We start from the raw sequence: 18,692 nt of genomic DNA, 5'->3' as shown, positions 1-18,692 counted from the left end.
CGGAAGCTGCGCCAACAGCCCCGAGGCAGAAACCGCAACCCTCGCAAGAAAGAAGCAGATCTATGACCACCACTATGTCACAAGCACAGGCTGCGAACCAGAGGCTGATCGAGGAGTCCTCCGCGAGCCAACTGATCGACCTCACAGCACAGCTGCGGTCTCAGGTAATCGACGTATTCGACGAGATGGATGGCCCGAGTGATCGGGTCATCGGGCATGAACTGCCAGCACCTGATCCCGATTTCGAGATGGTTCATGTCAGCGACGACGTCCCGTACAGCGGCTGCGTCGGCCCTTGGATCGTGGAGTGCAACAATGGCATCGAACACGCGGACGCAGGTAGAGCGACGGCGTACGCCGTCGCGATCGCTGCAGCAGCCCGTCAAGCTTGCATCCTCAACGCCGACGGCCGAGTCGTGTCAGTTCCCGACGACGGCCGGTTCTCGGCTGAGGACGACTGGACGGAGCCCGCTCCGATCGTCCGCATGGTCGAGGCCGGCTACGACGACCACTTCCGTGTCACCTACGACGACACATCCTCAACGCCACTGTCGGAACGCTCGCCGGGCTACGCCTGGCGCCGGGACGGGTACGGGTTCGTGTACTACGGCATGTTCACGTGGTTCGGCGAGGAACTGGTCGACGGACGCCGGCGCGTGCTCCTCAAGGAGGCGCCCCGTGGGTAGGCAGTGGAAGGCCGGTAGCAAGACGCCAGTCGACGGCAGTCCGTACGCGCAGTGGAAAGTGCGCGAGGTCGACCCGCCGGAGCGGGTGAAGAGCAAGCACGTCGTGCCGCTCAGCTCTGGTGACGAGGGTGACGTGTGGGAGTACATCGCCGTCGTCGTGTTCGTACCGATCCAGTCAGAGGTCTGGGTCCACTTCGCACCCGGCACCGACGAGGACGACCGCCGGAAGGCGTGGGCGCATGCGATCGCGATGCGCGACAGCGCGCAGTCCTTCGACGCTTGCTCTCCGCGGGATCTTCCCGGACAAGGGACGGTGCACGAGACCACCGTCGGCTACCGCGTGCACGGAACCCGCTGCACGGTTGTCGGCTGCCTGTCCTTCGGCAGCTGGCACGTCGGACCGAACCACAGCGCCGACCACGTAGCAGAGGACATCCGCGCCGAGGGATACCGGGTTCGCCTGGTGCTCCGCTACGGCGGCTGGGTGCCCGAGGTGTCGCTGTCGACCTACCGACTCGACACCGCGACCGAAGTGGCCGCGCTCGCGAACGACATCGCCTGGATCCAGGCCGCTCGCCGCAAGCTCCTCGAGGCGAAGGTCGTCGCCGCGTGAGCGCCGGCCGGGAAGTCTTGAAGGCACTCGCCGTCGAGGTGGACGTGATCCTCACCGAGCTCAGCGCCGAGCTGCAGCGCCGGTTCGATCACGAGCCGGGGGAGCGCGACGACGAGGGTGAAGCTCTCATCGCCCAGATCCGTTCCGTGTTCGCTCGCGCACTCGGCGAGGAACCGAATGGGGAACTTCCCCAGTCGCCCGAGGATGTCGCCTCCTCCGCACCGCCGAGGACGTCTGAGCCACTGCAGGCGGGCTACGTGATGGGCCTCGACGGCAAGGTCTACCCGTCCCGCAACAAACGGTCGGAGCGCCTGTACGTCATCCAGCTCGTGCACGTCCTCGCCCACTCCGGACTCACCCACCGGCAGGTCGTCGCCGCGCTCGCTGACCGCCACAACATCCGCCGCTCGGTCGGCTCCGTGAACGCCGACCTCACCAACTGGCAATGCCCCACCTGTTCAGGTGAACCAAATGAGACACCTGAACAGCCCAACACCACACCCTCAGGAGATGCAGCATGACCGCACCGGTCCAGTCGACCCCGCTCGACACGTTGAAGCAGACCGCCAAGCTCGTCGAGGAACTGCTCGACATCATCATCGACGACTTCGGCGGGAAGTACGGAGTCGACGATGACGACGAGGCGTACACGATCGCCGGCTCCATCTCGATGGAGCTCACGAAGGCGCTCGCCGAACACATCCCCGGCATCAGCTGGAACCAGGACGTCGCGATGCGCTCGTACGACAACGATGCAGCACGGCAGGCCGCGCAGACGTTCGACGACGGGACGCCTATCTGGCAGCTCATGGATCACGGCGGGTTCGTCAGCTACTACTACCCGCGCCGGGACGGCACCCCGGAGGAGCACGCCCAGCGCATGCTCGCGCTCTCCAACGATGGGAAGGGGCGCCACTTGCACGCGGTCACATCACTGCCTGGAGACGCGCCCGGACCCGACCCCAGTTCCGAGCCGTCTGGAAACTGGACCGGGGCGGAAACGATCGACAACATCGACACCGCCGTGCAGCGGCTCAACGCCGCCGCAGAACCGACGAACGCCAGCCAGCACGTCGAGGTCATGGCCGGCCTCGCAGAGTGGGAGTTCGACGCTGAGGCGCTCGCCGCAGTCGGCGTCTCAGACGAACGTGTCGCCCGGGATCTGGTCAACCTGCTCCACGCTGCGACCCACGCCGTTCGCGGCGACGTCGACCCGAGCATCATCGTGCAGTCCGTCGGCATCATCGGCGGACGCATCGCTCATCGCATCGCGGGGGTGACCCGATGAGCGAGGAAGTCGGCATCACCCCGCGACAGATCAAGGAGATCGAGTTGGGTGTCGCCCTCCTGACCATCGCGATCGAGCCGCTCTTCGAACCCGAGCATGACCGCTCCATGATCGACCGGCTGGGGATCGGCACCTTCGACATGGCCCAGGCGTTGCACGGCACCCTCACCACCGCACTCGAGCAGGACCACCAGGACGAAGCGTCTGTGTTCGTCATCGAAGCCGCCCACACGGTCGCGCAAGCGCTGTACGGCCACTGGAAGGAGTCCCGATGAGTGTCTACGTTACGAGCTGGGTGTGGCGCCACTCAGCGGCCACGGGCAGCAGCAGGCTCGTCTTGCTCGCCATCGCTGACATCGCTGACGACGAGGGGTTCGCGTTCCCCGGCATCAATCACCTCGCCGGCAAGTCGAAGCTCAGCCCCAAGACGACTCGGCGGCAGATTGTCGAGCTCGAGAAGCTCGGTGAACTCACCGTCGAGCGTCGCGCAGGACACGGTAACCGCTATGTGGTGACCATGCTGAACCGGGGTCAGAATGACCGGGGTCAAATTGACCCCGGGGACACCAGTGGGCATGACCGGGGTCAGGAGGGGAATCTGCTCCTTATACCTACTCATCAAGAACCGTCAGTGTCCAAAGAGGTCCAACTGGACGTCCCAGTGTCCAACTCGTTCGACGAGTTCTGGAAGGTGTACCCGCGCCGCGAGAAGAAGATCGACGCTGAGGAGTCGTACCGGAAGGCGCTCGAGCGTGCGGACGCTGACACGATCCTGGCGGGCTGCATTGCGTACGCGAAGGCCGTCGCAGGCGAGGACAAGAAGTTCATTGCCCTGCCGCCGTCGTGGCTCAACAAGAGCCGGTGGACAGACGAGTACGACGAACCGCAGCCGGAGACGACTGAGCCCGATCCATGGGCGAACAAGCGACGGTTCGGTGGTCGCAATGGATGACGCGCAGAGCACCGCAGCTACCCGCATCCTCCACGCCGTCCTCAGCTCTGGCGGACGAGCGCTCGACGACCTGACGCTGACGGCCGACGACTTCGACCTGGTCGAGCACGAGGCGATCTACTCGGCGATGCTCGAGATGCGCGCAGCTGGGCGGACGGTGTCACAAGAGGCGCTGAGCCTGCGACTCCCGAAGCACACTGACACCATCTGGTCGCTCGACTCGGCCTACGCCGCGTCGGTGTCGGTGGATCACTACGCCGAGATCCTGTCGCACAAGTCGCTCGTGCGTCGTCTGCGGGCTGTCGGGGCGGGGCTGTCTGGTCTCGACACGACCATGACGCCGGACGAGCTCGTCGAGTACGCACGCGGCAAGGTAGACGCCGCTGTGGGCGCTCAGGCGACCCGCCCGGTGGAGTTCATGCCTGAGCTGTGGGATGAGGCGCTACAGCCGGACGTGGAGGGCACGGTGGGTTCGTTCCTGCCGTCGCCGTGGCCAGCGTTCGATGCTGCGACGGGAGGGTTCCGCCGCGGTGGCTTGTACATCTTCGGCGCCCGCCCTGGTGTCGGCAAGACGGTTGTCGCGCTGAACATCGCGATGAAGCTCGGCAACTTCGGCACCGTCGCTTACTCGTCGCTCGAGATGGGTCGCGACGAGCTGACCCGCAGGGCGATCGCCTCTCACGCCGACGTCGACATCGAAGCCATCGAACGCCGCACGCTGAACCCGGATCAGGTCGCGATGGTCGCGGCCAGCCGGCGCACGTTCCAGAGTCGCGTCGCGATCGACGACCGGGCGCACATGGTCGGACCGGCGCACGTCCGCCAGTTCGCCCGCACCGTGTCCAGGCGCGGCGAGCTGTCCGCGATCATCGTCGACTACCTGCAGCTCATGGACGTACGCGGCAACGCGGACCGGCGGGCGAAGGTGACGGACTTCTCCCGGCAGCTCAAGGTACTCGCGAAGGATCTCAACGTCCCCGTGATCGCCCTGTCGCAGCTGAACCGCGACTCCGAGAAGCGCATGGACAAGCGCCCGCTGATCTCCGAGCTCCGCGAGTCCGGGTCGATCGAGCAGGACGCGGACATGGTCGTGCTCCTGTCGCGTGAGGAGCAGCAGTTCGGCGAGGAGATCATCCTCGACATCGCCAAGTACCGGCAGGGCGCGCAAGCGGTCGTCACCCTCGGGTGGCGTGGAGACCGTGCCCGCATCGACGACTACAGCCCGGCGGGATACGCCAACTCATGAACACTTCACAGAACGGACAGCACATGACCGACACCACCATCGCCCCCGCCCTGCCCTGCATCAACGGCTGCCTCCGCAAGGGCACCGAGGACACCGACCACCCGGAGCCGCTCGTCGCCAAGCGGGGCATGTTCTGCCTCCGGTGCTTCGGGAAAGCCGAACGAGCCCTCCGAGCAGTCCCAGACCTGGTCGAACACGTGGTCTCCAACTTCCCGGGGACGATCACGAAGGTGTCCGACGACGTCCGAGTGAGCGGCACGTCGGAACGCTCGCTCGGCGCCTTCTCGGAGCAGGCTTGGGTGGATGCTGACGCGATCTACTCGGCGCTCGCCGTGTACTCGGCCCACTGGGCGAAGGCGATGGCCGTCAGCCCGCCAGCACCGGCCCGTCGCTCGTGGCGTGATGAGCACGGATACGTCCTTGGCCTGCCAGCGAGCATCTCGCCCGCGGATGCTCGGCAGACCGCCGGTGTCATGTCGGACTGGTTGCTCATTCACCTGCCGCAGATCTTCGCCTTCGACCAGGCGTCCGTGAACGAGTTCATCGAAGCCCTGGCGCCGATCGGTTCGATCGCTGCTCGGTGGCCGATGGTCGAGCGTCCGCGAACGTCTCCGATGCCGCACGTGCAGCTGTCGATCTGCAACGGACAGATCAAGGTATGGCCGGCCGGGCTCCCGGGCACAGAGGTCTACGCGGCGTGCGAGAAGTGCGGCTACCAGTTCGAACTCGACGAGTACGAAGAGGCCATCCACGCCTACCTGGTGGACCAGCAGGAGGGGAAGCGAGCACGCCAAGCTGCGGCGGCCCGGGCCACTCGGGAGCAGAACAGTGCAGCGAACGTGCGGAAGCGTCTTCTCGCGAAGTACGGACAGATCGTGGGGCACGCATCATGATGTGCAGTGCACTGACCACGAACAACGGTTCCCGCGATCGCAGCGTCGTCAACACCGGGGGAGGGAAAGGCAACCACGAGTGCCTACGCCCCGTCGTCCCGGACATTCCGATGAGCCTGTGCGCACTGCACCTGCTGCTCGCAGCGCAGACGGTCGAGGAGCTTGGAGGCGTCAGCGCTGTCATGGGGATTGCTCGAACGGCGGGTCACTGATGCTGCAATGTGATGGCTATGACGCATCCGGCTTGGGATACTGTGGCGCCGTGGGCAATTGGACAAGACTGCAGTACTCGAAGAGCGCGGTCAAAGCTGCGGGCAAAGTGATTGTCAACCCGCATGCCAGTGAGACAGAGCGACAGGCGGCACTCAAGGTTGTCAACAACTGGCGCTCCTCCCATGCTTTCCCTCTGAACACTCTGCAGGTCAGTCTTCGAAACAAGGCTCAGGCCGTGGACGCTCAAGCGCTGGTCGCTCAGCGAATCAAACGATTGCCGTCGATCGAGAACAAACTTGAGCGCTTCGATTCCGTCCAGCTTTCGACAATGCAGGACCTCGGCGGGTGTCGGGCGGTAATGAGCGACGTCGCCGGAGTGCTGGAAGTGAGGCGCCGGTTCATCGATTCGAAGCACAAACACGTCCTGGTGCGTGAAAACAACTACATCGAGTCGCCTAAGGCATCGGGCTACCGCGGGATCCATCTCATCTATCGGTACGCATCTTCGGCTAACTCTGAGTGGAACGGGCACCTCATTGAGGTCCAGATCAGGACCCTGCTCCAGCATGCGTGGGCAACGGCAGTCGAGACGGTCGGGCTGTTCACCAAGCAGGCCCTTAAGTCCAGCCAAGGGGGTGAGGAGTGGCTCGAACTCTTCGCACTAATGAGCGCCGAGATCGCAGAACGGGAGGATCAGCCGACCGTCCCGGGGACGCCGTCGGGGGAACGGCGCCGCGCACGCATCCGCGAGCTCGAGGGCAAGCTGGGCGTTCTTGCACGCTTGCGCGCCTACGCGGGTGCCTTGACACTCGTCGAGCTGGGCGATTTTGGCGCGGGTAAGTACATCCTGATGAAGCTTGAGATCGAGAATGCCAAGCTGACTGTCCAGTCCTTCGCGGACCTCAACGAGGCGACAGCGGCCTACGGCGAGGTCGAAGCCATTGCAGACAAGCGTGTTGACTACGTCCTTGTTTCCGTTGGATCAGTCGCAAACCTCCGTGCCGCGTACCCGAACTACTTTGCTGACACGATGGGATTCTCGGCAATCTTGGAGCGAGCAGTGGATTCTGCGTGAACGGGATAACTGCGCCTCTCTACGAAAGGAATGCAAGCTGCCTCGGTGTCGTAGACACGCCGGAATGACTTGACAGTGCGCCCGGTTCTCGAATCTGTATACTAGACGTACTTGGTCCTTCCCACCCGCCGGTGCGAGGGGCCATTCGCGTTTCCCGGTTGTTGCACCACTTCGAGCTCCGCCGCTCGTTTCCTCGGTACGATTAGCGCATGCTCTCAGGCACCTGCGCTTTCTGCGGCAACCAAACGCACTTCACCGGCCGAACCGGGAGAGTGGACGGGGCAGGCCCCCAGCGAGACGATCTTCGCCAGTACGCCTACGGTGTTGAAGTCGCCGCGACGTGTGACGCATGTCAACGGTTCAACTCAGCGCAGGGCCGCACGCGCTTCGCCAATCGCACGTTCGATGCAGGGCGGATTCTCTCTGCGAGCGAGGCAGTTTCGGAAGGTGAAGCGATGACAATCGACTCGTGGTCGCCGCCCCCTATGCGCCCTGTCGATACAGCATTCATTCCTGACGGCGTTGCAGGCTATTTCAAGGAAGCACACGATGCATTCAGCATCAGCGCCTGGCGTGCTGTCTTACTACTCGTACGCAGCGTCATTGAGGCGACAGCCAAAGATAAAGGTGTGACGACCGGGTCGCTCGTCCAGAAGATCAACAAGCTCGATGAGGAAGGCCACATCAGGCGTGGGACCAAGGACATGGCCCACGCTCTCCGGATTCTCGGCAACGACATGGCCCACGGAGACATTGGCGAGGTTCCAACGCAAGAAGACGCGGATGACGCCCTCATCATCGCGCGCTTCGTGCTCGACGACGTTTACGTCGCGGATGCGCGACGTGCTGACATGATGGCTCGCCGCACGCCGCCAGAGACTATCGGTTAGGTCGACCTCTCCACGCATCCCACCGGGCCGGCCTGTCGGCAACTGACACCCGTGCGTGTAACGGACTCGCGTTCCAGTCTCAGCGTCACCACCATGCGAGAAGCGGCCAGTGACACCCCCGGCAGCCCGAAGACAGTGTCTCGGCAAGCCCGGACGAGGGTACAGGCCAGCAAGTGACAGCCAACACGCTCGAAGACAGGAACGCGACACACGTGGAACCGTCACCCAAAATGGCGGCCTATCAGGTAACGTAGAACCCGAACAAAGAGCGACCTCTCTTCGGAAGTTCAACGGCCTAGGCAACACAGTTGAACTTCCACCGAAACCCTCTCCCTGCAAATGGAGAGGGTTTCGGCGTTTGCGAGAGCAGGTGCGAATGGCTGCCCGGATCATTCGTATCTCCAGTAGGGCAACAGGAAAGCGTCGCATCCTCCGCGTGCATCTGTACAACACGCTTGAAGAGATGCGCGCAGCAGGAGAGGCATACAACGGCGAACCGGTGCCGCATGCGCTCGGACTCTGCCAAGCCCGACAAGACCAGCACGGAAACCCATTCGCGGTACTCATCCGGATCAGCGCCGAATACCTCGGCACCGCGATGATCGCTCACGAAATTCTTCACGCGGCGACCGCGATCTACCGGATGGACATGGTCAAACACGGCGACCTAGCCAGCGAGCATCTCACCCACTGGAACGAAACCTTCGCGCATCTGCACAGCGACCTATTGGAGCGCCTCATGGTTCGAATCCACGAGCTCGGGTATGACCAATGAGCGAGCTACCAGCAGACGCGCCCATCCAAGGCGCCGCATTCGCTGACGTTGAGCCGAGCACCTGGACCATCAACGGTGAACCCCTGTACGCCCACCAACTCCCACCCGAGGACACCAGCGATGAACGCTGAACAAGAAGCACACGCACGAGCAGGACTCGAAAGCGCAGGGATCACCGGGGTCGCGCAGGACACTGCAGTCACCAACCTGGTTGGGATGACCGAAGGATGGGCGCCGGCCAGCAAGGACCACCCCCTCCACACATAGACACCCCGGGGGTACCGCATGCCATGGGAGAACAGCCGCCCCACCCACGTACCACCACGCATCCGTGACGCCTGCCTCAACCGCGACAACCACAGATGCACCGCGATCATGCGAGACAACACCAGGTGCACCGAGACAACGAAGCTCGAAGCAGCACACATCAACCAATGGCAACCAAGCGAACGCATCACCGTCGACGACGTCCGCACACTCTGCCACTGGCACCACAACAGAGAGACACAAGCCCAAGCAGCAGCAGCACGACGCAAACGCGGCAGCTCACGACACCCCAAAGAGCAACATCCCGGCCTGACCTGACCCAAAAGGGCAGGCGACCACCCCGACCACCCCCTCCCCCCGGGGCACAGGAGCGCGGAGAGTTGCTGTAATCAAGGCTGGCGACGGGACTGGGCACTTTTGACCCGTACCAGGAGAAATCATGCTTCCCGCTGTTTCCTACACGAAGTGCGTCGGGTGCGGCTCGAAGCTGAGTCATCACCCGCGACAGAGGAATCCGAAGAAGTGGTGCTCTGAAAGCTGCCGCGTTAGAAGCTACTACAGCTCGAAACCGGAACTTGCGGCGGAGCAAAAGCGCAAGAGCGCCGAACGCAGCCGTGCCGTCTACGTCCCAGTCGAGCATGATCTGGCCTGCGTGGTCTGCGCATCGCCGTTCAAGGGTCGGATGAACAAGCTCTACTGCTCGCGCAGCTGCTCGAACAAGGCCTATGGCGCGCGCCGTCAAGCTGATGGACGTGCTGCTGACTACACCGCTCGTCGGAGGGCGCTGGAGAAGGGCGCGAAGGTCTCTCGTGGACGGCGGCTTGAGGTTCTCGAAAGGGATGCCTGGGTGTGCCAGCTGTGCGGACATCCGACGCGACGAGAAGCGGTGTATCCCGACTGGGACTTCGCGGTCATCGACCATGCGCTTCCGCTGTCGCTTGGCGGCGAGCATTCCTTGGGGAACTGGCAAACGGCTCACGCCTTCTGTAATGGCCTGAAGTCAGACCTCGACCCGACCTACTTCCACCTCCTATATCCCGACCTCGCTGAGGTCATTGGTGAGCGTTTGACGTTGACCACGCAGTCCCGCTGATCTCCCCGAAACGGGGTATCGGCCGATTTCCCGAAACGGGAGGCACCCCATGGCAGGTAGAGGTCCAGCGCCGAAGGATCCTTCGAAGCGTGCTCGCACGAACAAGGATGTGATTCCGCTTCGGGTGGTTGAGGTTCAGCCGGTGGAGCAGCCCGAGTTGCCGTCGTTCTCGATCATGGTCACGGTCGATGACCAGTTGGTGACGCAGGAGTTCGAGTGGCCGGCGATGACGCAGGACTGGTGGGCGATGCTCGCTCATCACCCGTTGGCGGCTGAGTTCATCGAGACCGACTGGTCGTACCTGATGGAGACCGCTCGTCTGCACGCTGAGTTCTGGATGGGCAAGCTGTCCCTCGCTGCGGAGCTTCGTCTGCGTGAGGCAAAGTACGGGTTCACTCCTGAGGATCGGGCGCGTCTTCGGATCCAGTTCGCTCAGGCTACTGAGGCTGAGGTTTCGGTGGCTTCGAAGGTTCGGAGCTCGCGGGAACGCTTCGCTGGCATGAGAGTCCGTGACGAGCTGGAAGCGTAATGCCGTGGCGTCCGTTGGACGGGGAAATGTTCCCGTCGTTGGGCTGGCATGTCGCTGACCAGATGTCCGAGTACCTCGCGGCGCCCGCGAAGATGGACTACTCGCCGTTCGAGGTGACGAGGGAGCAGCTCGAGTTCCTGGTGCGTTTGTACGAGCTCGATCCTTCGACTGGCCGGCGCGTGAAGCACCGTGCGGTGATTCAGCGTCCTCGAGGTTGGGGTAAGTCTCCGTTCCTCGCTGCGATCGGTATCGCTGAGGGCCTGTTCGAGGTCGTCTTCGATGGCTGGGATGCTTCAGGGCAGCCCGTTGCGAAGCCGTGGCGTGAGATCCTCACTCCGACTGTGGTTGTGACCGCGGTTTCTGACGATCAGGTCGGGAACACTTGGAAGCCGTTGCTTGAGATGCTCCGTGAGGGGCCAGCAGCGGATGAGTTCGACATTGAGGTGTTGGACACGTTCGTGAACCTGCCGAAGGGCAAGATCGAGCGTCGGACGTCGTCAGCGCGGTCTGCGAAGGGCATCCCGGGTCAGGTCGCAGCGATCATGGACCAGACGGAGGAGTGGGTTCCCGGCAACGGTGGCGTTTCGTTGGCTCAGACGTTGCGGAACAACGCGACGAAGGTCGGCGGGTTGACTATCGAGTCTCCGAACGCTTTCACTCCGGGTGAACGGTCTGTGGCTGAGGCTTCGGCGAAGTTCTGGGATCAGATCCGGTCGGGGAAGTACAAGAACCTCGAGCGGGTGCGTTCTCTGGTCTATGACCACCGTGAGGCGCCGGCTGAGACTGACACGTCGTCGTATGAGTCGCTGGTGGCTGGTCTTCGGGTGTCGTACGGGGACAGTTCGGATCACGCGGACGGTTGTGTCCTCCACGATCCGCCGTGTGAGCCTGGTTGGGCTCCGATCGAGCGCACCGCGCTGGACTTCTTCGACACGTCGAACGATCCGCAGAAGATGCGGGCCGACTTCCTGAACCAGATCACCCACGCGTCCGACTCGTATGTGTCGCAGCCTGAACTTCGCGCGATCATCGCTGACGGGCGGGATGACGATCATCCGCTGAAGACCATCAGCAAGACCGAGCCGATCACGCTCGGGTTCGATGGCTCTGAGGGGCGCAAGGATTCGCACATCGCGGACTCCACGGTCCTCATCGGCTACTCGGTCACGCAGAAACACCTTTTCAAGGTGGGTGTGTGGGAGCAACCGGACGGTCCTGCCGGCGAGGGATGGCGTCCACCGCAGCTCGAGATCGAGCAGGCGGTCAAGGATGCGTTCCGGAAGTACAACGTCGTGGGTTTCTTCGCTGACCCGTCTGCTGGTTGGGCTGGTCAGGTGAAGACGTGGGAGGCGGACTACAACCGTCGCCTGAAGGTGAAACTGACCGCGAACGAACCCATCCGGTGGCGTCAGAAGGATGTCTCGCGCACGTGCGAGGCGTTCGAGCAGATGCACTCGGCGATCGTGTCCGGTGACATCACGTTCGACGGTTCCAAGGAGCTTACAGCTCACTTTCTCAACGCACGCCGTGACGCTCGTCGCGCCGGGTACGTGTTGAAGAAGCCGGACGACGATCAGGACTACGCGAAGATCGACGCCACTTGGGGCGCCATGTTCGCGTTCGCAGCTGGACTCGAGGCGCTCGGTAAGGGCGTCACCAACAACCGCAAGGGCCCTGCCCGACGCATCTACTGACCTGGGAGGGGAACGGATGGCTACCACCCCCGACGAATGGCTGAAGCGCCTCACGTTGAAGCTTGATACCCGTCAGCCGCGGATCGCTCTGATGCGGAAGTATTCAACCGGTGACGCGCCGATGCCCGAGATGGGCAAGAACACGCGTGCGTCGTGGGTGGCGTTCCAGAAGCGTGCCCGCACCGACATGGGCGGGCTGCTGTGCTCGTCTCTGAGCGGTCGCATGGTGCCGAACGGTGTCCGTGTAGGCGAGACGGCTAACAACCCGGCAGCTGACGCCCTGCGGCGCGTGTGGCGCGACAACCGCCTACCGGTGGTGTTCGCGGATGCGATCTGGAACGCCCTGTCGACGTCGTACGGCTACTTGGTGACTGGTGTTCGCACTGGCGACCCGGTGATCACGTCGGAGCAGCCGGAACAGATGATCATCGCTCCTGACCCGGTGCAGCCGTGGCGGGCACAGGCGGCACTGAAGGCTTGGCGTGACGACGAGGCTGGTCGGGACTACGCCTTGCTGTGGTTGCCGGGCACTCGTCAGCTGTACACGCGGTCGTCGAAGACGTCGAACGGTTCCATCCGTGAGTCTGCGACAGGACCCGACTGGGAGCCGCTGGGCGAGCTCGAGGAGTACGCCGGCCCGATCCCTGTGTTCGAGCTTGCGAACAAGGGCGGCATGTCCGAGTTCGAACCGCACATCGACGTCATCGACCGCATCAACCTCGGCAAGCTGCAGCGTCTCGTCGTCACCGCGATGCAGGCGTACAAGCAGCGCGCGATGAAGGGCGGCCTGCCCGACAAGGACGAAGAGGGCAACGACATCGACTGGGCGAAGCTCTTCGAGCCGGCCCCTGGCGCCCTGTGGGATCTTCCTGAGGGCATTGACGTGTGGGAGTCGCAGTCCACTGACATCCGGCCGCTGCTGGACGGCGAGAAGACCGACCTCCGGGACTTCGCCGCTGTCACGCAGTCACCGATCGACGTGTTCATCCCTGACGGGCAGAATCAGTCAGCGACGGGTGCGGCGAACGTCCACAAGGGCGAGATCATGAAGGCCAAGGACCGTATCGCACGGATGACGGCGCCCATGGAGGGTGCTCTCCTCTCGGCGCTGCGGATCCTCGGTCTCGATGACGGTTCCACGGTTCAGGTGCTGTGGGAGCCGCCGGAGCATGTGTCGTTGTCGGAGAAGTCCGCAGCTGCAGCGCAGGCGAAGACCGCCGGCAAGTCGCAGCGGTGGATCGATCAGCACATCTGGGGCATGTCACCGGACGAGATCGCTGAGGAGGAGACCGCGAGGGCTGCTGAGCAGCTGTCGGCGGCTGTTCTGATCGGTGCTGGCAGTGGCAACGCCTGAGCAGGTCATCGTCGGCTACAACGACGCCGTTCACGCCGTCAGGCAGCGGGTGGAGACATTCGCCCGGCTGGCGTGGCTCGGCGCCGGGTCGTGGCGTGACGACGACATTGACCGTCTGGTGCGGTTGATCGTCCCGCGCGTGCAGGCCGGGCAGGTGCTCACCGCGCAGCTCACGGCCGCGTATCTGGCGTCTTTGGAGACCGTCAGGACGGGCGAACGGGTCGCACCTGCGCTGGTGTCGCGTGACGTTGTCACGACGGCGCGTGGTGTGCCTGCTGAGGACGTGTACCGCCGGCCAGCGGTGACGATGTACACGGCGCTGTCGAACGGCGCACAGGTCAAGGATGCGATCGAGCAGGGAGTCAACCGGCTCGTGTCGCTCGTGGGCACCGACCATCAGCTTGCGAAGACGTCGCAGGCCCGGTCGTCGCTCACGGGTCGCGGGTTCACGTACATGCGTCGCACGTTGACGGGTCGCGAGAACTGCGCCCTGTGTGCGATTGCTTCCACCCAGCGGTACCGGGTGCAGAACCTGATGCCGATCCACCCGGGCTGTGACTGTGGTGTCGACACGGTCGAGGCCGGTTCGGATCCGGGGCAGGTGCTCGAGCCGGAACGGTTGGAGACCATCCACGCGGCGATCGAGAACGAGTTCGGCGGGACCGACCGTGGCGCACGTTACCTCGACGGCGGCAACAGCCGCTCCGACCTCCTGGACCTTGTGACCGTCCACGAGCACGGCGAATACGGGCCGACGCTGACATGGCGTGAGCAGCACTTCACCGGGCCTGACGCCCTCAACTGATTTCCCGCAACCGCGGGATTGAGTCACCGAAACGGTGGCTATCCAAACACCCGAAACGGGGAATGCACTGATGCCGAAAACCGAAGAAGAGATCGCCGCTGAAGCCGCCGAAACGGCCGCGAACGCGTCGAAGACGATCGAGGAACAGCTCGCTGCCGCTCAGGCGGAAGCCGAGAAGTGGAAGTCGCTCTCACGCAAGAACGAAGAGCGTGCCACGGCCAACGCCGACAAGGCACGGCAGCTGGACGAGCTCGAAGCCGCGAACCAGACCGAGCAGGAGAAACTCCTCGCTCGCGCTGAGGCTGCGGAAGCGAAGCTCGCCGAGATCGACGCGAAGACCACTGCTGCGACGCTCCGTGAGGAGATCGCGAAGGAGAAAGGTTTCGAGGATCGGAAGATTCCCGCGACCGCGCTCCGTGGTGCCACTCGTGAGGAACTCGAGGCGCACGCCGACGAGATCCTCGCTCTTCTCCCCGCCCCACCCGAAGCACCTGGTTCCGAGGGTCAGGGCGACACCGGAAAGCCCATCGGTGATGGCGAGCTGTCACCAGATGACATCGTCGCCGCCGCTACCGCCAGGTAGCACCCCGGTTCATCACGTCCGTGATGGCCGATCAACTCTGGAAGGAAGCCATCGTGGCAAACATTTTCGTCAAGGGGCAGAAGCTCGCGCAGACCGCGCTGGGCCTGCTCCGTCGTCAGGTGAAGGCGCCCTCGCTGTTCACCTTCAAGTTCGGCATCGCCGACTTCCGAGGCGCTGAGGGCGACGTCGTCAACATCAAGCGCCCCGCCGTCCTCGTCGCACGCGAGAAGCCGTGGCGTGGTGACGACGCGATCGTCGTCGACCGTCTCGCGAACTCGAAGATCCAGGTGGCGCTGAACCGTCACATCTACTCCGCGGTCGCCCTGTCGCCCGAGGAAGAGACCCTCGACGAGATCGACTACGTCCGCGACGTGCAGGTCCCGCAGGTCAACGCGATCCTCGACTTCTTCGAGAACATCGTCGTCGGTGCCCTCCGTGCCGCGTCGTTCGTCTTCGGCGTCACGTTCAACCCCGCATCGGGCAGCGCGGTCGAGTCGGACCCCCGGAAGGTCGCGATCCGCGCCCGGAAGCTCGCCCAGCAGGCGCACTGGCCCCTCACCGGTCGGTACTGGCTCGTCGGCGCGAACGTGTCCGAGGCTGTCGCCTCCTACGAGAAGCTCCTCGACGTCGACACTGCTGGCCTCCCCGAGGCTCTCCGCGAAGGTGTCGTCGGACGTCTCGCCGGCTGGACCATCGTCGAGCTCGACGCGCTCGGTGAGGACGAGTCGTACTTCGTCCACGAGACCGCAGTCGCCATCGCGAACGTCGCCCCGGCAGTGCCGAACGGTGTCGCGAAGGGTGGCGGCGTCGCGGCCGGCAACGGTCTCGCCGTCACGCAGCTGTGGGACTACGACAGCACGTACATGAAGGATCGCTCCATCGTGCACGCGTTCGCCGGAGCCACCGCAGTCACCGACCCGGAGCAGGCTGCGGACGGTTCCATCGTCCGCGACGAGAACGACGCTGTCGTCCTCAAGTTCCAGCGTGCCATCAAGGTCACGTTCGGTGCGGGCGGGGCCGAGAAGGCGTCCTACACGGTGTCCATCACCGGTGCCCCCACCGGTGGAACGTTCACCCTGACGGTCGACGGTCAGACCACCGACCCGATCGCCTACAACGCCACAAGCGCGACGATCGCTTCGGAGATCAACGAGCTGACCGGCGTCTCGGGTGCCACCGTCACCGGTGGCGCGTTCCCCGCGAACGCGAAGACGGTCACGCTCAAGGAGCGCGCCACCGTCACCGCCACCGGCGCGTTCACCGGCGGCACCAGCCCGGCCATCGCGGTCGCGTAACCACCCAGGAGGTGAGATCATGTCCAACCCAACTCTGGCGTCCCAAGAGGACGTCGTCGAGGCGCTCGGGCGTGCTCTCACCTCCGAGGAGGTCACGCGGGTCGATGCGATGCTGACGAAAGCGTCGGAACTGTTCCGGCTCCGGTCGGGGCAGCTGTTCACCCCAGGCACTTCGACGGTGCGGCTGAAGGTGAACGCCGGGACCGTGCGGCTCCCGCAGTCACCGGTCACCAGCGTGGAGAGCGTGGTCGACGACTGTGGTGCGGTGATACCGTTCACTCGGTTCGACCAAGTGCTGACGTTGCACCGCCTGTCTCACCAGTTCGTGCGCGTCTCGTACTCGCACGGCTCTGACGAAGTCGCTGACTTGGTGAAAGTGACGGTGGCGGAGATCGCTGCTCGTGTCCTCCGCATCGACCCTCGAGCTGCTGCAGGCGTCACGCAGCGGTCGAAGACCACCGGGCCATTCACCGAGGCTGAGACGTTCTCCACCTACTCGGTGGGTGGGCAGCTGCTGCTGTCGCCGGATGATGTGGCGATCGCGAACAGCTTCAGGGCACCGCGCACGTCCGGCACGATCGTGATGCGCGCATGATCGTGCAACGCGAAACGTTCGCCGGCACTGGTGAAGACTCACACGGCAACGAGGGCGAGTCCTGGGGGAACCCAGCCGACGTCGAGATCATGGCGTTCGATCCCGGTTCCACTTCGGAGCCGCGCGAGGCCGGCCATGACCGAGTCATCGTCGAACCCACCTTGTACCTGTATCCCGGGACGATCTTCGGCGCACGCGATCGTGTGACCGTGAACGGCCGGCAGTACGAGGTCGAGGGCGAAACGCGCATCTGGGAGCACCCAGAAGGCGCTGAGCACTACGGCAACGTCGTCACGATCCGACGAGTGGAGGGCTGACATGGCCAAGGTTCAAGTGCGACTCAAGATGCGCGGCATCCAGAAGGTTCTTCGCGATGCGCAGCCTACGGTTGCTGAGATCGGGAAGCAGATCGCTGACGCTGCCGGCGCCGGTTTCGAGATGGTCGAACGACCACAAGAGTTCACCGGCCGCGTGTACGTACAGACCGCGAACCGGGATGGCGCCAAACGTCAGGCTGAGAGCGCAGTGCTCGAGCGTGCCATGGGGTCGGTGCGATGAGGTTCGAGGACGCGGAAGCGATGGCAGTCGCGTTCCTGAAACCTGTTGCCGCGCCTGAACGGGTCGGTACGAAGGTTCCCAACCCTCGGCCAAAGCGATTCGTGCGCGCCTATCGCACCGGCGGGTCCGCCATCAACAGGGTGCTCGAGCGAGCTCAGATCACCGTCGAGGTCGAGGCGGAAAGCTCCACAGCTGCCTTCGACCTCGCGTCCCGGTGTCGTGGAGAGTTCCTCAACAGGTACATGCGCATGCCGCTCGTTCGAAACGTTGCGGAGACCGGTGGGTTGTATTACGCACCTGATCCCGCCACTGGCGCTGATCGCTACCGCTTCACAATGTCGCTGACCATTCGCGCCGCCCGCTGACCATCACCACTCATTCGACCCTCACCGTCCTGGTGGGGGTCTTCTCATGCCGGTCATGTCCGGCGTTCTGAAAGGACAACACCGATATGACCGTCAACTCATCCCTTGCCCGGATCTTCGGTTCTGATGCCGACGCGATCCATCTGGCCCCGTTCGGAACTCCGCTTCCGACAGGTATCGACTCCGTGCTCGACCCTGCGTTCGAGGACATCGGATGGCTGCACTCGGATGGTATCTCTGAAGCTTTCACCGGCTCGAAGACTGAGATCCGCGGCCACCAGGGGGCACGTGTGGTGCGTACACGCATCGAAACGCCTGGTACCACCATCGGGTTCCACGCGCTCGAGTCGAAGGCTCAGACGAAGAGCCTCCGATATGACGAGAAGGAAGTCACTGTCGCAAACGGTGTCCGCAAGGCTCGCCGTGGCGCCGGTCAGAAGGTCTCCGCGCGCGCTGCTGTCGTGGACGTGTTCGACGCTGATGACATCACGGTGAAGGAGCGCTACGTCATCGAACGGTTCGAGATCGTCCCTGACGGTGACCGGGTGTTCACGAACTCGGACATCGCGGGGTTCCCGTTCCTCGGTGAGATCATCGGCGACTACATCACGTTCGAGTCGTCCGGTCTGGCAACGGACACGGTGTGGAACGTGAGCGTCACGGGTACGCCGACTGGTGGCACGTACGCGCTGTCGGTGAATGACTTCTCGACGGCACCTCTTGTCTACAACGCTGCCGCTTCGGCGGTCGCTGCGGCTCTGAACGCTCTCGCGGGTGTGACTGGGCTGTCGGGGATCACCGCGACGGGTACTTCGCCGACTGTGATCACGTTCCCGTCCGCGGTGACGCTCGCAGCGAATGGTTCCGCCCTCACCGGCGGTACCGACCCGGACGCTGTGGCTTCGACGACGCCGTAACGATGT

23 protein-coding genes are annotated in these 18,692 nt (G+C 63.9%); all 23 read left to right on the top strand.

The annotated features are described in order from the left end of the window. Positions 1–62 precede the first annotated feature (62 nt). A complete protein-coding gene (locus tag AC4PMY_RS03500) occupies positions 63–686 on the top strand; it encodes a hypothetical protein (RefSeq protein WP_491622035.1) in 624 nt (207 codons plus the stop codon). Continuing rightward, complete coding sequence (locus tag AC4PMY_RS03495) at positions 679–1,299, top strand: hypothetical protein (RefSeq protein WP_491622034.1); 621 nt, start codon at positions 679–681, stop codon at positions 1,297–1,299. Before AC4PMY_RS03500 ends, AC4PMY_RS03495 begins: the two co-directional genes overlap by 8 nt. Then, the gene (locus AC4PMY_RS03490) at positions 1,296–1,820 is read left to right on the top strand and encodes a hypothetical protein (protein ID WP_491622033.1); all 525 of its coding nucleotides are present in this window, start codon (positions 1,296–1,298) and stop codon (positions 1,818–1,820) included. The genes AC4PMY_RS03495 and AC4PMY_RS03490 overlap by 4 nt, the downstream gene beginning before the upstream one ends. Beyond that, positions 1,817–2,587, top strand: a complete 771-nt coding sequence (locus AC4PMY_RS03485) for a hypothetical protein (protein ID WP_491622032.1) — start codon at positions 1,817–1,819, stop codon at positions 2,585–2,587. Before AC4PMY_RS03490 ends, AC4PMY_RS03485 begins: the two co-directional genes overlap by 4 nt. Next, positions 2,584–2,862 carry a hypothetical protein gene (locus AC4PMY_RS03480; protein ID WP_491622031.1) on the top strand — a complete coding sequence of 93 codons (279 nt, stop codon included), beginning with the start codon at positions 2,584–2,586 and terminating at the stop codon, positions 2,860–2,862. Before AC4PMY_RS03485 ends, AC4PMY_RS03480 begins: the two co-directional genes overlap by 4 nt. Then, the gene (locus AC4PMY_RS03475) at positions 2,859–3,539 is read left to right on the top strand and encodes a helix-turn-helix domain-containing protein (protein WP_491622030.1); all 681 of its coding nucleotides are present in this window, start codon (positions 2,859–2,861) and stop codon (positions 3,537–3,539) included. Before AC4PMY_RS03480 ends, AC4PMY_RS03475 begins: the two co-directional genes overlap by 4 nt. Further along, the gene (locus tag AC4PMY_RS03470; protein ID WP_491622029.1) at positions 3,532–4,785 is read left to right on the top strand and encodes a replicative DNA helicase; all 1,254 of its coding nucleotides are present in this window, start codon (positions 3,532–3,534) and stop codon (positions 4,783–4,785) included. Before AC4PMY_RS03475 ends, AC4PMY_RS03470 begins: the two co-directional genes overlap by 8 nt. Before the next feature lie 23 nt (positions 4,786–4,808). Continuing rightward, complete coding sequence (locus AC4PMY_RS03465; protein ID WP_491622028.1) at positions 4,809–5,678, top strand: hypothetical protein; 870 nt, start codon at positions 4,809–4,811, stop codon at positions 5,676–5,678. A 262-nt stretch (positions 5,679–5,940) separates the two neighbouring features. Beyond that, a complete protein-coding gene (locus tag AC4PMY_RS03460) occupies positions 5,941–6,966 on the top strand; it encodes a RelA/SpoT domain-containing protein (protein WP_491622027.1) in 1,026 nt (341 codons plus the stop codon). Between the two features lie 209 nt (positions 6,967–7,175). After that, a complete protein-coding gene (locus tag AC4PMY_RS03455; protein WP_491622026.1) occupies positions 7,176–7,856 on the top strand; it encodes a DUF4145 domain-containing protein in 681 nt (226 codons plus the stop codon). A gap of 436 nt (positions 7,857–8,292) precedes the next feature. Continuing rightward, complete coding sequence (locus tag AC4PMY_RS03450; RefSeq protein ID WP_491622025.1) at positions 8,293–8,631, top strand: hypothetical protein; 339 nt, start codon at positions 8,293–8,295, stop codon at positions 8,629–8,631. 706 nt (positions 8,632–9,337) lie between these two features. Continuing rightward, positions 9,338–9,991 (top strand): HNH endonuclease, encoded by a 654-nt coding sequence (locus AC4PMY_RS03445; protein ID WP_491622024.1) that lies wholly within the window; start codon positions 9,338–9,340, stop codon positions 9,989–9,991. A gap of 49 nt (positions 9,992–10,040) precedes the next feature. After that, entirely contained in the window at positions 10,041–10,520 is a 480-nt protein-coding gene (locus AC4PMY_RS03440) for a phage terminase small subunit (RefSeq protein WP_491622023.1), read from the top strand. Between the two features lie 62 nt (positions 10,521–10,582). After that, positions 10,583–12,214 carry a hypothetical protein gene (locus tag AC4PMY_RS03435; RefSeq protein ID WP_491622022.1) on the top strand — a complete coding sequence of 544 codons (1,632 nt, stop codon included), beginning with the start codon at positions 10,583–10,585 and terminating at the stop codon, positions 12,212–12,214. 16 nt (positions 12,215–12,230) lie between these two features. Beyond that, positions 12,231–13,568, top strand: coding sequence for a phage portal protein (locus tag AC4PMY_RS03430; RefSeq protein WP_491622021.1), 1,338 nt, complete (start codon positions 12,231–12,233; stop codon positions 13,566–13,568). Then, positions 13,555–14,373, top strand: coding sequence for a hypothetical protein (locus AC4PMY_RS03425; RefSeq protein WP_491622020.1), 819 nt, complete (start codon positions 13,555–13,557; stop codon positions 14,371–14,373). Before AC4PMY_RS03430 ends, AC4PMY_RS03425 begins: the two co-directional genes overlap by 14 nt. Positions 14,374–14,443: 70 nt before the next feature. Next, positions 14,444–14,956 (top strand): hypothetical protein, encoded by a 513-nt coding sequence (locus tag AC4PMY_RS03420; RefSeq protein ID WP_491622019.1) that lies wholly within the window; start codon positions 14,444–14,446, stop codon positions 14,954–14,956. Positions 14,957–15,009: 53 nt separating this feature from the next. After that, positions 15,010–16,251 carry a hypothetical protein gene (locus AC4PMY_RS03415; RefSeq protein WP_491622018.1) on the top strand — a complete coding sequence of 414 codons (1,242 nt, stop codon included), beginning with the start codon at positions 15,010–15,012 and terminating at the stop codon, positions 16,249–16,251. 109 nt (positions 16,252–16,360) lie between these two features. Further along, on the top strand, positions 16,361–16,846 hold the full coding sequence (locus AC4PMY_RS03410) for a hypothetical protein (protein ID WP_491622017.1): 486 nt from the start codon (positions 16,361–16,363) through the stop codon (positions 16,844–16,846). Then, complete coding sequence (locus tag AC4PMY_RS03405; protein WP_491622016.1) at positions 16,843–17,163, top strand: hypothetical protein; 321 nt, start codon at positions 16,843–16,845, stop codon at positions 17,161–17,163. The genes AC4PMY_RS03410 and AC4PMY_RS03405 overlap by 4 nt, the downstream gene beginning before the upstream one ends. A gap of 1 nt (position 17,164) precedes the next feature. Beyond that, positions 17,165–17,404, top strand: coding sequence for a hypothetical protein (locus tag AC4PMY_RS03400; protein WP_491622015.1), 240 nt, complete (start codon positions 17,165–17,167; stop codon positions 17,402–17,404). Beyond that, positions 17,401–17,769 (top strand): hypothetical protein, encoded by a 369-nt coding sequence (locus AC4PMY_RS03395; protein WP_491622014.1) that lies wholly within the window; start codon positions 17,401–17,403, stop codon positions 17,767–17,769. Before AC4PMY_RS03400 ends, AC4PMY_RS03395 begins: the two co-directional genes overlap by 4 nt. An 86-nt stretch (positions 17,770–17,855) precedes the next feature. Then, positions 17,856–18,686 (top strand): hypothetical protein, encoded by an 831-nt coding sequence (locus AC4PMY_RS03390; RefSeq protein ID WP_491622013.1) that lies wholly within the window; start codon positions 17,856–17,858, stop codon positions 18,684–18,686. Positions 18,687–18,692: the final 6 nt, after the last annotated feature.

This window comes from Plantibacter sp. MDV22-iso1 (genome assembly GCF_058408345.1).
Note: the sequence above shows the minus strand (reverse complement) of the source record. Positions and strands in the feature narration are given on the sequence as shown.

What these genes read in the sequence shown, in the direction of transcription:
- AC4PMY_RS03390 (WP_491622013.1), top strand. Translation starts at nt 17,856, where the DNA reads ATGACCGTCAACTCATCCCTTGCCCGGATCTTCGGTTCTGATGCCGAC.
- AC4PMY_RS03465 (WP_491622028.1), top strand. Translation starts at nt 4,809, where the DNA reads ATGACCGACACCACCATCGCCCCCGCCCTGCCCTGCATCAACGGCTGC.
- AC4PMY_RS03420 (WP_491622019.1), top strand. Translation starts at nt 14,444, where the DNA reads ATGCCGAAAACCGAAGAAGAGATCGCCGCTGAAGCCGCCGAAACGGCC.
- AC4PMY_RS03410 (WP_491622017.1), top strand. Translation starts at nt 16,361, where the DNA reads ATGCTGACGAAAGCGTCGGAACTGTTCCGGCTCCGGTCGGGGCAGCTG.
- AC4PMY_RS03430 (WP_491622021.1), top strand. Translation starts at nt 12,231, where the DNA reads ATGGCTACCACCCCCGACGAATGGCTGAAGCGCCTCACGTTGAAGCTT.
- AC4PMY_RS03470 (WP_491622029.1), top strand. Translation starts at nt 3,532, where the DNA reads ATGGATGACGCGCAGAGCACCGCAGCTACCCGCATCCTCCACGCCGTC.
- AC4PMY_RS03435 (WP_491622022.1), top strand. Translation starts at nt 10,583, where the DNA reads ATGTCCGAGTACCTCGCGGCGCCCGCGAAGATGGACTACTCGCCGTTC.
- AC4PMY_RS03500 (WP_491622035.1), top strand. Translation starts at nt 63, where the DNA reads ATGACCACCACTATGTCACAAGCACAGGCTGCGAACCAGAGGCTGATC.
- AC4PMY_RS03455 (WP_491622026.1), top strand. Translation starts at nt 7,176, where the DNA reads ATGCTCTCAGGCACCTGCGCTTTCTGCGGCAACCAAACGCACTTCACC.
- AC4PMY_RS03475 (WP_491622030.1), top strand. Translation starts at nt 2,859, where the DNA reads ATGAGTGTCTACGTTACGAGCTGGGTGTGGCGCCACTCAGCGGCCACG.
- AC4PMY_RS03445 (WP_491622024.1), top strand. Translation starts at nt 9,338, where the DNA reads ATGCTTCCCGCTGTTTCCTACACGAAGTGCGTCGGGTGCGGCTCGAAG.
- AC4PMY_RS03395 (WP_491622014.1), top strand. Translation starts at nt 17,401, where the DNA reads ATGAGGTTCGAGGACGCGGAAGCGATGGCAGTCGCGTTCCTGAAACCT.
- AC4PMY_RS03405 (WP_491622016.1), top strand. Translation starts at nt 16,843, where the DNA reads ATGATCGTGCAACGCGAAACGTTCGCCGGCACTGGTGAAGACTCACAC.
- AC4PMY_RS03440 (WP_491622023.1), top strand. Translation starts at nt 10,041, where the DNA reads ATGGCAGGTAGAGGTCCAGCGCCGAAGGATCCTTCGAAGCGTGCTCGC.
- AC4PMY_RS03485 (WP_491622032.1), top strand. Translation starts at nt 1,817, where the DNA reads ATGACCGCACCGGTCCAGTCGACCCCGCTCGACACGTTGAAGCAGACC.
- AC4PMY_RS03400 (WP_491622015.1), top strand. Translation starts at nt 17,165, where the DNA reads ATGGCCAAGGTTCAAGTGCGACTCAAGATGCGCGGCATCCAGAAGGTT.
- AC4PMY_RS03480 (WP_491622031.1), top strand. Translation starts at nt 2,584, where the DNA reads ATGAGCGAGGAAGTCGGCATCACCCCGCGACAGATCAAGGAGATCGAG.